General features: G+C 51.1%; 12 protein-coding genes and 1 pseudogene. 4 read left to right on the top strand and 9 right to left on the bottom strand.

The window, feature by feature from the left end; genetic code table 11:
• Window positions 1-303 precede the first annotated feature (303 nt).
• The 4 genes from NDI52_RS04885 to NDI52_RS04870 form a co-directional block, all read right to left on the bottom strand.
• Window positions 304-945, bottom strand: a complete 642-nt coding sequence (locus NDI52_RS04885) for a pentapeptide repeat-containing protein (RefSeq protein WP_190773369.1) — start codon at window positions 943-945, stop codon at window positions 304-306.
• A gap of 129 nt (window positions 946-1,074) precedes the next feature.
• Complete coding sequence (gene trpE / locus NDI52_RS04880; RefSeq protein ID WP_190773370.1) at window positions 1,075-2,619, bottom strand: anthranilate synthase component I; 1,545 nt, start codon at window positions 2,617-2,619, stop codon at window positions 1,075-1,077.
• A gap of 359 nt (window positions 2,620-2,978) precedes the next feature.
• A complete protein-coding gene (locus NDI52_RS04875; protein WP_190773371.1) occupies window positions 2,979-3,407 on the bottom strand; it encodes a photosystem I reaction center subunit II PsaD in 429 nt (142 codons plus the stop codon).
• A gap of 160 nt (window positions 3,408-3,567) precedes the next feature.
• Entirely contained in the window at window positions 3,568-5,202 is a 1,635-nt protein-coding gene (locus NDI52_RS04870; RefSeq protein ID WP_190773372.1) for a hypothetical protein, read from the bottom strand.
• A 287-nt stretch (window positions 5,203-5,489) separates the two neighbouring features.
• On the opposite strand from NDI52_RS04870, the gene NDI52_RS04865 reads away from it, so the two are divergent.
• From NDI52_RS04865 to NDI52_RS04855, 3 genes are all read left to right on the top strand, one after another.
• Window positions 5,490-5,843, top strand: a complete 354-nt coding sequence (locus NDI52_RS04865; RefSeq protein WP_190773373.1) for an iron-sulfur cluster assembly accessory protein — start codon at window positions 5,490-5,492, stop codon at window positions 5,841-5,843.
• A 336-nt stretch (window positions 5,844-6,179) separates the two neighbouring features.
• Entirely contained in the window at window positions 6,180-6,608 is a 429-nt protein-coding gene (locus NDI52_RS04860) for a tetratricopeptide repeat protein (RefSeq protein ID WP_190773374.1), read from the top strand.
• A gap of 257 nt (window positions 6,609-6,865) precedes the next feature.
• Window positions 6,866-7,054 carry a hypothetical protein gene (locus NDI52_RS04855; protein ID WP_190773375.1) on the top strand — a complete coding sequence of 63 codons (189 nt, stop codon included), beginning with the start codon at window positions 6,866-6,868 and terminating at the stop codon, window positions 7,052-7,054.
• A gap of 442 nt (window positions 7,055-7,496) precedes the next feature.
• Here the strand turns inward: NDI52_RS04855 and NDI52_RS04850 are convergent, their stop codons facing one another.
• The 5 genes from NDI52_RS04850 to NDI52_RS04830 all read right to left on the bottom strand — a co-directional run bounded on the left by NDI52_RS04850 (window position 7,497) and on the right by NDI52_RS04830 (window position 12,863).
• Window positions 7,497-8,330 (bottom strand): transglutaminase-like domain-containing protein, encoded by an 834-nt coding sequence (locus NDI52_RS04850; RefSeq protein WP_190773376.1) that lies wholly within the window; start codon window positions 8,328-8,330, stop codon window positions 7,497-7,499.
• Window positions 8,331-8,339: 9 nt separating this feature from the next.
• Complete coding sequence (locus NDI52_RS04845; protein ID WP_190773377.1) at window positions 8,340-8,870, bottom strand: cyclic nucleotide-binding domain-containing protein; 531 nt, start codon at window positions 8,868-8,870, stop codon at window positions 8,340-8,342.
• A gap of 332 nt (window positions 8,871-9,202) precedes the next feature.
• Window positions 9,203-10,753, bottom strand: coding sequence for an FAD-binding oxidoreductase (locus NDI52_RS04840; RefSeq protein ID WP_190773390.1), 1,551 nt, complete (start codon window positions 10,751-10,753; stop codon window positions 9,203-9,205).
• Between the two features lie 619 nt (window positions 10,754-11,372).
• Window positions 11,373-12,131: a peptidylprolyl isomerase gene (locus NDI52_RS04835; RefSeq protein ID WP_199307906.1), complete on the bottom strand. Its 759-nt coding sequence runs from the start codon at window positions 12,129-12,131 to the stop codon at window positions 11,373-11,375.
• 165 nt (window positions 12,132-12,296) lie between these two features.
• Window positions 12,297-12,863, bottom strand: coding sequence for a photosystem I assembly protein Ycf4 (locus NDI52_RS04830; protein WP_190773379.1), 567 nt, complete (start codon window positions 12,861-12,863; stop codon window positions 12,297-12,299).
• A 457-nt stretch (window positions 12,864-13,320) separates the two neighbouring features.
• Here NDI52_RS04830 and NDI52_RS04825 point away from each other — a divergent pair.
• Window positions 13,321-13,433 (top strand): annotated as a pseudogene (locus NDI52_RS04825) (photosystem II D2 protein (photosystem q(a) protein)); the annotation flags it as partial.

Below are 13,433 nucleotides of genomic sequence, written 5' to 3'. Positions count from 1 at the left end.
TTCACGCCCGAAGGGCACGAACTCTCAGCTTTGAAGCTCGAAAATAGCCCGCCGAAGGCGGGCTATTTTCGGGTTGGATTTCAAAATGAGAATTGCTGTTGTAGTGTCAGCAATTCTCAGTATGGGCCTCAAAGCCAAGAGTTCACGCCCGTAGGGCGTGAACTCTTGGCTTTGAGGCCCGAAAACTGTGCGCCTTCGGCGCGCAGTTTTCGGGCCTGATTTCAAAATGAGAATTGCTGTTGTAGTGTGTTCCGCACACTACAACCCATAAGCATGTACCAGGACTTACATAAGCCCTGTTATCTACTGGTGAATAGCGCCATTGGGCATGGTTGCCCCTTTGAGAATGGCACCTGTCAGATCGGCTCCGGTTAGATCGGCCCCTGATAGATTGGCCTTGGTGAAATTGCTGCCTGTGAGCGTTGCTCCTTGCAAATTTGCGCGTACCAGGACGGCTTCTGTGAAATCAGCATTGCTCAGATCGGACTGGCTCAGGTTGGCACGGATGAGACTGGCTTTCCTAAAATTGGAGCCTGTCAGGTCCGAATTGCTCAAATTTGCTCCGACCCCATTAGCCTGTTCAGCGTCAGCATTAATCATCTGAGTTCCTTGCAGATCTGCATCTCTCAGATCGGCTTTGGATGGATCTGCATCACTCAGGTTGGCCCCCCGCAGAACTGCATTGTTGAGTTCAGCCTTCATTAGAATTGCATTGTTCAGATTCGCCCCGCTCAAATTGGCTTCCATGAAATTTGTGCGGATCAAGTTAGCGTCTGAGAAATCTGCCTCCATCAAATCTGCCTGGCTCAGGTCGAGGCCGCGTAAATCTTGTCCACTAAAGTCGGCATGGGTGAGGTCGGGTCTGACTTTGGCATTTTTTTCGCGCCAGCGATTCCACAGAATGACATCCCGCTTGAATAATGCCAAATGCTCTCGTTTTGCCACAGCAATCGCCCTCCCATTCTCAACCCATCAACTTCATGGTGAAATGGTCAGGCGATCGCGGTAACCCTCCATTGATAGATCCATAAACGAAAAAGGGGTGAGCAATGCCCACCCCTTTTTCATGACAACTTAGCTTTCCGATCCCAAACAGCGGATTGCTTCTAACATTCCCCGTGCCTTATTTAAGGTTTCCTGGTATTCAGTCTCGGGAACGGAATCGGCAACTAAGCCTGCCCCAGCCTGAACGGTGACAGTCGAAGTGCCATCGGGCTGACTACGGACGACCATGGTGCGGATGGCGATCGCCGTGTTCAACTGCCCCTCAAAGTCGTAGTACCCATAGGCCCCCGAATAAATCCCTCGGCGGCAACCCTCCAGTTCATGGATAATTTCCATCGCGCGGATTTTAGGAGCTCCACTGACGGTCCCAGCCGGGAATGTGGCCTTCAGCAAATCCCAGGCCGAACGCTCCTGGGGAAGTTGGCCCACCACGTTGCTGACAATGTGCATCACGTGGGAGTAGCGTTCAATCACCATCAACTCATCGACTTTGACCGAGCCAATCTGGCAGACGCGGCCCAGATCGTTACGGCCCAGGTCTACGAGCATGACATGTTCAGCAACTTCCTTGGGGTCCTTGAGCAGATCTTCGGCATAGGCGTTGTCTTCGGTGGTGGTTCTGCCTCGGGGGCGAGTTCCGGCGATCGGGCGTAGTGTTGCAACGCGATCGCGACTATCCGCAGAATTCTCTGCTTTGACCATGACTTCAGGGCTAGAGCCAATGATTTGCCAATCGCCAAAGTGGAAATAAGCCATGTAGGGCGATGGATTGATTAAGCGCAGAGAGCGATATAGCGAGAACGGATCCCCTTCATAGGGGGCGGTGAGTTGCTGAGAAATAACAACCTGAAAAATATCTCCAGCTTTGATGTACTCCTTTGCCTTCTCAACGTTGGCGCAGTATTGCTCTTTGGTTACGGTGCTGGTGAAGTTGACGGGGGAAGTGGTTGCCCGGTCTGAAGTGGGTGGTGTCCACTCCAACACCGTGTCATTGCCTGAGAGGGGAAGTCGGAGCTTGGCGACCATTTGTCGGACGCGATCGCACGCCTGCTCATAAGCAACCTGCCGATCCGTTCCTGAATCGCGTACATCTGCATAGGCCACCGCCCAGATCTTCCGCTTCACCTGATCGAAAATCAGCAGTTGATCCACCTGCATCCATAACCCATCCGGCAAGTCACCTTCCCCGGCTGCGTAGACCGGAACACGAGGCTCAATCCAATTAATCAGCTCATAGCCCCAGAATCCGAACAGGCCACCGATGCCAGCGGGAAGTTGCGGCAGCGTAACCGGGGTGTAGGGTTCCAGACATTCCGCTAGGACGTTGAAGGGATCGCCCTGTAGTTGGCGTTGAGTGCCATCACGGTAAGTTTGGGTGGTGCGATCGCCCCATGTTTCAAGTACCCATAAAGGATTGCAGCCCACCATGCTATAGCGACCGATGCGATCGCCCCCTTCCACCGACTCCAACAAGAAGCTGTAGGGTTGCCCCGCGCATACCTTATACCAGGCCGACACGGGTGTATCCAGGTCTGCCACCCACTCCTGGTATACCGGAACAAAGTTACCCTGTTCTGACAGCCTGGAAAATTGTTCAAAGTCGGGAAAAATCATGGACGTGGATGCATCTAGAAAATTACAAGGGATATCACTGCCAGCAATGCTCATTCTGAACTGAGGATGAACAGCGGAATGAGAAACGCTATCTGTTGCCGGGGCATTTGAACAGGATAGCTTGTCCGGGGTAGCACGACTGTGTGAAACCTGAGTTCGGGTGAAGGGCTGTTTCGAGGGGTGCGCTTTGCGCAGATCAAAACGGGCACATGGGCTTATTCCCAATTGAGATCCCGACGTACAGAAGTGATGACGTGGCACGCAGCGGGATCCCCATCTTCACTAAAAGAACAAAAAAGGAGTAGGGTTACCCTACTCCTTCAATGAACTTAAGTGGTTAAACAGGTAACAGATTTGATTTAGGAATCAAAAGTGCTACGGCCGCTGAACTTGATTGTCGCAGGGCTGGGGTTGCTACCGATATTACGGCCAACGCTGTTTACAGCTTCCCGGCCTGGGTTTACCTTCTCGGGGAAGACACCGTCTGCAGGGTGCAGATATTGGGTTTCATCGTTGGGGAAAATCCGGTAAATCTTGTAGTTATCGATACGGGGCTTGAACTTCGAGCGAAGCTGGCCACCCAGGGCGATGCACTGCTCCTTACGAGCCAGATAGAGAATGTTATCGCCTTCCCGCATGGTGGCAGCACCACCTGTAGGCATTTCGAAAACTTGCTCTTTCGGGCTAGTCCAGGTAATGGCATATTTCTCTTCGGTCTCAGCTTTGGTGAGGAGACCACCTGTGCTGCCACCGAAAAGAGGAGTTTGTCCAGTAAGCGCTTCTGTCATGAATGTTTCCCTGAAAAGGTTGCCTGAACATTTTTCTGGATGGTATCACTCCGTTTGAGCCGCATTAGTGAATTGTTCAGGAACTGTTACAGTTCTTTGTGATTTACATTTCTTAGTTATTTTTCTATTAAAAATGGGGGCTTAACCCCCATTTTTTCATCTAAAGCTCATCGAATTGATGTGTTAGTTCTAGTGGCCCTAACCCGATCTCGTTGGGAGAGAGCGATCGCACTTCAAAAAAGGCCAGCATGTCCTTCATAGTGGGATTACCGCGGCTAGCTCCCGTGGATCCTTTAGCAATCACCAGGCCACATTGGCCTTTGGTTTTCTTGCAGCGCTGATCCCACTTTTTGCGAGCTTCAATATGAATGGGATCTTCTTCATCGAACTCACCAAAGAGGTGAAAATCACCATCTAGGGTTTTGAGAATGCCCAAATCATAGTGAATTTCATTAATGGGGTCTTCTCCGGGATTGAAGCAGATGGCTTCTAGCCCGCCTGCTGCCTGGAGCCCTTCAATCAAACTCATTGCTTTGGGACGAGTCGTTTGAATCAGGACAATGGGGAACCATTCCAGTTTTTTGGGTAGCTCAGTCGTTGAAGGCTGGTGTACTTTAACCGACTGACGCAATTCTTCCAACACTTGGAATGGCATAGCTCCCAAGCTGTAGAACGAGTCACGAGGAATCAGGTCATCCCGTAAAACCGGGACAACGTCAAACTCCAGGGCTTCCAGGTCGTCATCCAGGCTGAAGTCTTCAGTCATTTCCGCCAGTTCCTCTGCCAGGTCAGGAAGGGTGGCGACGGTAACCGAAACCTTTTTTCCCTGCTGTTGTGGATCTGCGATGCGGTACCGGCTGGTCAGAGGGGGAAACTCTGCCATGTCAATTTCTTCTAAATGATCCTGAAAAAATCGATATAGCGCCTGCAGTGCTACGAGCATGACGCTGGCTTCTTCTTCATGCAAAATAGGGCGCATGCCTTCCAGCGGGTGGAGGCTGCCAAAGGCGGGTTCAATGGGGGGCAAACCGTCGCGCCCATGACCATTACTTTCGGCGGTGCTCTGGTCGTAGGTTACAAAAAAGCAATCCTGTTGCAGAAAGGCATGCTCAAGGTTTTTGGGGTTGTCTTCGGCACTCAACACCTCCTGCCGGAACCGCTTGAGGGAGTCTACCGAGCGATACATCAAAATTCCATACTCCATACCCAACATGCCCAGGATGGAGACATACAACGTGTCTATATCTTCGTAGTTGAGTTTGATGGAGATAATCTTTTCTTCGTCCAAATTTTGCCAGGGGGCCTCTTTCCAGACGTTGAGGGCAACCTCGGTAAGGGCATCAGCGTCTTCAGCAGGTAGATGAGGATGCCGTTTGTTGGCAACTTCTTGGAGGCTCTGAAAGATTTCGTCAATCAGTGGCAGGTCGGGGGTGTAATCCACCGTGATATCCAGGTCTTGTAGAACCCCACGTAGAAAGAATTGCACTTCGCGATCGCGCACCAAAATTCTCTGGGGCCGTGCCGGTTGGATTTGCGCGCCGCTTGGGGCTTCCATGGCCCGTAATAGCGTTCTGACCAAAGCTTCGGGGCCACTATCGGGGGGGACCATATCCATGGCGCGTACAGCTTCATCAACCCCATCCACCCAGAGGATGCAGTCACCTGAGAGGTTAGAATCTGCCACCAAGTCACCTAGCCCATCGGTGGCTAGCAGACGGCGATCGCCTTCCCAAACACTGGGCACCTGACGCAATTTCTTGAGACGGCGGCGGGTAGCGGGCGTAAGACCAGACATACACAAACCCCAAAGGTTTCGTTTACCAAAAATCTAGCGTTGAGCATTGAGTGGCAGTTGAGCCGATCCATCTTAGCTGCCCTCATGCACATATCAACCAACGCTAGATACCCTAACCCTAACTGGGTTGATGCGATACATCGCATATCTTCAATCTATCGAACCCTGGAGAAATAGGTTGTTAATATTACTTATCCGCTACCATCGAGATAGGATAACGCGATCGCCAATTTTTATTCCTTGGCTTTTGCATCGAGATTTTGAGTAGCAAGGAGCGTTGAACCCCCATGACACAGACGGCATCTTCTCAGCAACGGGGCATTATGATGACGGATTCTGCCATCAAGCAGGTCATGGCACTGCGGGAGAAGCAGGGCAGGGACCTTTGCTTGCGGGTTGGCGTCCGACAAGGCGGCTGCTCGGGCATGTCCTACACAATGGACTTTGAAGACCCCAACAATATGCAGCCGAACGATGAGGTATTTGACTACGACGGTTTCAAAGTGTTGTGTGATCCCAAGAGCATGTTGTATCTCTATGGTCTGGTGCTCGACTATAGCGATTCAATGATTGGCGGTGGCTTCCAATTTACCAACCCCAACGCATCCCAAACTTGCGGCTGCGGTAAGTCCTTCTCCTAAAGCAATTCCTGAAAGAACCTCAGAAAGGAATGTGCCCAGTGCTTAGCGCTGGGCACATTCCTTTCTGAGGTTCTTTAGCTGGTCGCTGTGCGTCTAGTTGAGCGTACTCTGTACATTCACCAGGACTTACGTATTCGTGTTGTGGGTGGGGTGCTTCGCACCCCACCCACAACACGAATACACTTGAACTCCGGTTAACCAGTAATCACAAGACTTCTTGCATGAATCGGTTTTTGAGGGCGTAGGTGACCACTTACGCAGGAAGTCTACAGGTCTAGAACAGAACCCGGTGAGTTATATTTTTTAGGTTGTGCGATTGGGAATATCTGAGTCGTTATGAGTGAGTTGACCGCTGAAGCCCAGTTTGACCAGGGTTTAGAGCGTTACCGGGCAGGAGAAAGCCCAGCTAGCTTAATTCCAACCTTTAAGGATTTGTGCGATCGCGTACCCAAGAGCAGCCCAGCATGGACCTGCTTGGCCTGGCTCTATTTGTTGGACAATAAACCTTCGCAAGCGTATAAAGCTGCTCAGAAGGCTGTGAAGTTAAACCCACAGGATCCTCAGGCGCGGGTAAATCTAGCGGTCGCGATGCTAGAAACCGCCAAAACCGGCGTCCGAGAGCACATTGATATAGCTTCACAACTAATCATGGCAGTTCCGGAACTTCAGGAAGAAGTGCAACAAAATATTGAGGACGGCCTTTCTCGTAAACCGGAGTGGAAAAGCTTAACCCGCATTAAACGGTGGTTGTTCGAAGAAGAATAAGTCGCGCTTTACAATCAGTTAACAATTGCATCCCCGTGAGATCGCGGAGGACAAATCCGTCGAATCCGTCTATCGCAGGGATCACGGGGATCAAAAGAAACTAAACCTCAGGATGGAGAATATTGAGCAATCGCAATGATTACACAAGATATTTAATGATGGCTCAGAAAAAACGAATGATAAGATTTTGTGAAATCAACGATGAGTACACCTTATCGTTGATTTTTCGGTCATTCGGTCATCCAAGGAGAGTCAACATGTTTTCTAACGACGTACAAGTTAAGCCTGATACTCGTAACCATCGTGGCTTCTTTGTTCAAGAAGGTGATTACAAATTCATGGGCATCGATCAATCCGGTTGGGCATTGATCTGCATTGATGAAGCCACCTGCCACTATGTTGATCCGGATAACCTGCAAGCCATGATGGCGCAAGCTGAAGAGTAGAACTGGAGTCACACTCCATTAGTCACATGAATATGAAACAAGAGGCTCGTTGCTCCTCCCATGAGGCGGCGAGCCTCTTCCATTTGTTCTCTATAGTCTTTGTCAAGTTAGTTAACCTCAGTTTGGGATAAGCTGAAGTGCTCATTTTGGCGTGCGCAAAGCGCACGCCAAAATGAGCGTTTTCGAGTGCCGCACGTTGCGCGGCACTCGAAAACACCCTTAACCCGAACTCAGGTTAGTTAGGGCATCAGGAGCGAGTGGGAAACCTGCTCCCGCTCGCTCCTGATGCCCTAATAACAAGTAAGGTTCAATGCCGATATAAAAAGGCCGCACCACTTTTTATATCGGCATTGAACCCGACATGATATAACAACACGGCACTGGCAAGATTAGGACTGATGCCTGCTTGTGGTGTGTGCATCAGGCCTGCCACAAGCATGTTCTAGCTTTCGCGATCGCGCTCGTACATAATGTCTAGAATTCGCCGAATTGTTGTTTGATCCTGCTCGACAGGTACTTGTTGGAGATAAAACTCCAGATCGCCGATAGCGTCATCCCAACGGCCCTGCTCGTAGTAGAGGAGGCCGCGATCGCGCCGTTCGCTCAACGCATCAGGTGCGATGAGTAAAATTCGCTCGACGGATGCCAGGGTTCGATCCAAATCGCCTTGCTTCAGGTAGATCATCTTCAGATTAGTCAGCATCCGAATGAGGAATTGATGAGGGCTGACTGCTTGTAAAAACTCTGCCCGTAACTCTACAGGACGACCATAGATCTGGCTCAGGCGATCGCGGCAATCCTCAGGGAATAGCACTTCTCCATGGTGGAATGGGTCGACGAACACCTCCATCTCATTTACCGTAGGCCGAATCAAAAAATGTCCTGGCATCCCTACCCCTACCATAGGAAAGCCAATCCGCTGGCTCACCTCCAAATACACCAGTGACAACGTGATGGGAATACCTGTGCGGCGCTCAATGACTTGATTCAGGTAGCTGTTGCGTGGGTCATAGTAATCCTTGGTATTACCCACGAAGCCCAGGTCTTCGAACAGGTAACCGTTAAGGGCTTGAATCGTTTTGAGGGGGTAACGCTCTGCAGGCAATCGCTCTGATACCTCTGCCGCCATCGTATCCAGGGCATTGAGATACTCGTCAGTATCCAACTCTGGGTATTCTTCCGCAGCGATGTATAGGGCTGCCCGAGCCAAGCTGATTTCATCCTCGGGCTGCTCTATTTCCTGAGAAAACCGTTGTCGGGCCTCTACTCCGTTCATCCCTCCCTCCTACTGATTCATTAACCATTCCAATCGGGCTTTTGCCAGTTCCAGCTTGTTGGCGACCTGAGGATTCAGGCTGTCTTGCGTATCTTCGGCCACAACGGGTTCAGAGCTTTTGTTATCTCCCAGCAGGTTAACGGTGCTGCGCAAACGGTCGGAGAGGAAAGTGGCGATCGCCTGGTAGAAGTGCGATGCGAACGCCACGTCCTGGGATAATTTCATATTCAGCTGAGAGCGGGAAATAACCCAAACTGCTGAATCTGCTTGTGCCATTACGGTTGCGGAAGGAGGACGAGAATCAATGAAAGAAATTTCCCCTAACACTTCCCCACCACCAATGCGAGCAATTTCCATGCCGCCTTTTGCCTGTACCGAAACCGAAAACATTCCTGCCAGAACAATGTACAACGCATCAATGCGTTGGCCTTCAATAATCAACGTGTTGCCCACCGGAATCTGGGTGCGCTTGCCATTCTTGAGAATCCATTCAAAGTCCCGGTCATTCAAGGCTGCCAGGAGATATAGTGCTTTTCTCATGCGTTTAACTTACGTAGGTACCCAAGGTGAATGGGGGGCGGCAGGTCAAGCAAGGGGCAGAACCAGCGCTGCAACAGCCTGTAGCTCTGAAGCTGTGGAGTCGGCTAAATAATGCCATTTGCTCTTTCAGCATACCGAGAGAGTTTGAAAACCGTCCCGATGCTAAAAGGAGTGAAAACATTCGCAATAAACCTTCCACCGATTGCAGCCGCTGTTCAGGGAATATTGTCACCATACCCATTGATCCCTGGCTTTGCGGATTGCATGAGTTGAAAAGTCAGCTACGCGAGTTTTTACCCATGGAGCCAATTTCGTTTCTAGATTTATCGTGATTACTCATCGCGATAGTCTGAGCCCGAACCGTAAGTCCAGGCATCTAAGCGGCGATGCCAGCGGTACTGCTTAGCAGGAGGACGAGTATGAATCCAGGGGAGGAGCGATCGCCCCAACCCGTGCAACCCTGTGTAAAGCCCCAAGTTGCCGTAATGCCATAGCCACTCCGTCACGGCCGGAATGCCCACCTGCGGCAAAATTTTTAGGACCAAACCAGGATGATTTACTGTTGTGAGAGCCAGCGTTTGGGCTAGAGGTATAAACTGCACCACATCCTGCAGAAACGGCTTCAGCACTGGTTCACCCAGGGCGTTCATCTCGGTAAATACAGCCGAAAGTAACTGGTTGATCTGTTCCGGATTTACGGCTTGGCCAACCCTGGCGCTCATAGACTGCTGAAATAGCCAGGTGACTGACAAGCTGGGTTGATAGGGTTGTAGCAAAGACAAATCTTTCTTCCCCAGGGCATCGGCATGAAGGGCCTCGTCAATTCCATCTGTGAGGCGGTGTAGATGCCGGATCATGGCCCCAAAACCGCCAAAGCTTAGAGGAGATTGGCTCCCGCTACTATCACCGATATGCAGTATCCGATCCCAGGTCGATGCTAACGGACTTTGACGGTAACAAGGAAAAAAGCCGAACAGTGCCCGTTTAAAGTTCAGGTTTGTTAAATCCACCTGTTGGTAAGACGGTAACAGCCGGAAGTAGTCGTCAAATAAGGTCTCCAGGGAAGGGCGATCGGGGTGAGTGTCACCATAGGTGAATAGATAGGTCGTGCGGCCATCCCGTGCCGGAAATGCTTCCCAGAAGTATTGCTGGCTATCGCTGAGTGGCGTAATAGAGGCAAATAAATCTCCTGTCTCGTTCTGCGGAAACCCAGTACCACAGGTGCCTACGACCATACAGACTGCATCGGGTCGGGTTTGCCCCCGAGCTTGCCGAGCAATGGGTGAGAAATGTCCCATGGCATCTATCAGAAGCCGGGCTGTATAGGTTTCTCTGGCTTTTACCTGGACGCCATCGGGGTAGGCGATCGCCCCCTCAAACCCGGTATGCTCCTTCAGCACTCCACCCGCTGCCAAAAACTTTGCTTTCAGGGTCTCCAGCAACATCACTGGATCGACCCCCACATTCAGTACATCCTTCACCCAAAACTCAGCCCCTCCATGGAATGCAATGCGTCCGGGGTTGTACTCGCTGGCGATCGCCCCCTGCAATTCCTCCGGAGTCAGCAATTCCAGTTCAACCAACTCTTGTAACTCGCGGCGGGAAATATTCCACTCCTGCTCTCGCCCCCGCAGTTGCCCTCGTTCCAGCAGCAACACCCGCCATCCCCGCTGCACCAGCGCTGCGCCCAAAAGAATCCCCAACGTCCCGCCAGCGATCACCACATCCCATTCCACGTCCCCAATCTTTTTAAGGCTCCACCGAATGACCTCAGATACAGGTAGGGTGCCCTGCCGATACTGTTGCCAGAGGCGATCGGCCCCCTGCAATCCCTGCAACGGTTGCCCCGGCATCTGCCCCAAAATCGTCTCCGTCAAGCCCATAACTTCCAGCCCCCGTAACGCCACACTTCCAAAGATTACGCATTCAACCCAATTTTGGGAGAGCTCGGTACAGACGCACCAAGCCCTCTCAGAATTGGATTTTCAGATAGGCTTATAAACCTGCTTCAAAACTTCAGTAATGCCAAGCGGCCTAACAACACCTATGCAAAACCTCCTGGGGCAAGGGGGCCTGGAGGACAGGCCGCCGCCCACCGACCGGGAAGTTTGCTGGGCGATGCGCCTCTAATCCAGATCTTCAACTAAGCCAGCAAAGTGCCCAACGTACTACAGCATCGTGTCGCTTGGTTTAGAAGAAGTATGGCGTTACGTAACACACTCCCTCTCAATCAACTTATAGCAATGTGCAAGTGCTTAAGTACAGAAACGGTGGTGTGGGGCATGAAGTGCCCCACACCACCGTACTTAATTAACCTGCACAGCGCTTTAAATACTGCAACGGAAACTCAAAAGAAATGGCGCAACACAAAGCGTCACGCCACTTCCTATATCCTCAACAAAACCGTAAAAAGGCAAGTTCTGATTGAGAGTTATTGCTATTTTCCAAAAATCCGGCTAAACCTTCCCCTACGTCAGTAGAAACTATGGTTGGAAAAGGGTTTTAAGAACCAGGAGTTCGCAGATTTTCCAAACCGGCTGTTACACGGGCAGATTCAATGCGATCGCCCTGCTGAATCCCATCAACCACATCCATGCCGTTGGTCACATAACCAAACACGGCATAGCTACCATCCAGGAAACCCAAATCTGCCAGGGCAAAGTAAAACTGCGCCGAAGCCGAATCCGGATTCTGAGAACGAGCCATGGCTACCGCCCCACGGGTATGACGCAGAACTGGAGGCGAACTAATCCGAGCCATCTCAAACGTACGGCTATAAACTGGTGCATCCGCCCCCTGAGGTTTAATTTCCAGGGGGATAGAACGCTCTTTAGAGGTTTCTGGGTCAATAAACCCACCTGTACCCAGACGGCTGGCCGGAACATTCGGATCGCTGCCCTGTGGGTCGCCCCCTTGCACCACAAAGGGCTGAGGCTCCCGCACCACGCGGTGGAAAACCAACCCATTGTAGACACCCCGGTTAACCAGATCCACAAAATTTCCGGCCGTGACAGGGGCATTGGTGCCATCGACCTTGATCGTAATAGGCGAACCCTTCACAATCATTTCGACAGTTGCCTCACCCGCCAGAGACGGCAGATTGGCATAGGGTTGCTGAGAAGACGTAGAAGAAGCCACTGGACTCGGCGATGCTCCATCGGAGGTTGACTTTGCCGATTGTACAGAACAGCCTGCCGTTAATACCAGGGCGATCGCCAGAACTGGCAGCAGCCACGCCCGAATTTGCTTCAACCAGGCCATACGGAAAGACCTCATCTAATTCAACGTTCCCCATGCTAGCCCAAAGGTAGGGCATCAAGTTTTGTAGTATCGCTGTAGCAAAATAGAAAACTTTAGCTACTGAACACTAGAGAGATAGCGCGCCGAATTGTGCTGCGCACTACCTGCATTGAATTGAAAGAGAAATTACAAACCTTCAAGAGGCACACCCAAAAAACGTGCCAGTTCTGCTCCCTGGTTCTCCAAAGCGGCAAGGGGTAGAGGCTGCCCTACACGAGTCAAAGGAATTTCGCCCTTGCCCTTAACACGCAGGTAGAGTGCACGTTTTGGGTTAACGCCATCCCGCAAGTCAACTCGGATGGCCTGGATGTCCTCCAGCTTATGAGTCACATCAATCTTGCGGTTCTTCCCAGGAAAGCCCCAGCGGAAAATGTGAACTTGGCCTGTCTCCTGGCTAAATTCGTTGTAGCCGCCGCCAATATCCCAGGCCACCACAAGCCAAAGATAGGTAGCCAATAGCAAAGCTGCTACCCCATAAAACCCCATCACCAACCCTTGCGGGACGAAGATTAACTGAGTCGCATCAGAAAAGGGCAGCAAATTTACTTGCAGAAAACTGGAGAGGCTGGACAGCAGAAACCCGACACCTCCAGCGGTAATGACCGCTGCCCACCAGTAGTTGCTAAAACGGCGAGCCCCCAGAATGGTCTGACGTAAAACTTTTTTATTTTCGGAAACTGTGGATGCAGTCATAAAGCAGTGATATTGGGTACGCCCGAAATGGCTTCTCAATAGATTTTACAAGGCCAGGGGTAGAGAAGGCAGAAGATGGAAGGCAGACGGTGGAAGGAAAGCAAATTTAGGAATAGAGCGGTTTTCAAATCGTGACAGCAATGTAAATACTTCTAAGCAAAAATGCTTACTTTCTGTGCCTTCCCTTCTGCCCTATGCCTTCTGCCCTATGCCTTTCCCCAAATGAGAATCTAAGTTTCGGATTGTAAATTTTTTCATCTCTATCTATCATATAAGTCAATTATCCCTACCCCGACAGACCCCGGTTTGCCCTTGGCAAATTATGGAATAATACGAGCAAATGGTTTTAGTGTCCGGTGCTCACCTGAGGGGGTAGGGTACCGTCTCTCTCGAAATTGTCGCGCCTCTGGTACGGCAGTTTCAGGAAAAGCTTGACGCCATATTAAGAGGATATGAAATGACCATAGCAATGGGACGGGCGCAGGAGCAGCGGGGATGGTTTGACGTCCTCGATGACTGGCTCAAGCGTGACCGATTCGTCTTCGTCGGCTGGTCTGGCATCCTGCTGTT

This window comes from Leptolyngbya sp. PL-A3 (assembly GCF_039962325.1).
Classification (GTDB): Bacteria; Cyanobacteriota; Cyanobacteriia; order Elainellales; family Elainellaceae; genus Vacuolonema.
This window is presented reverse-complemented; position numbering and strand designations above follow the sequence as displayed.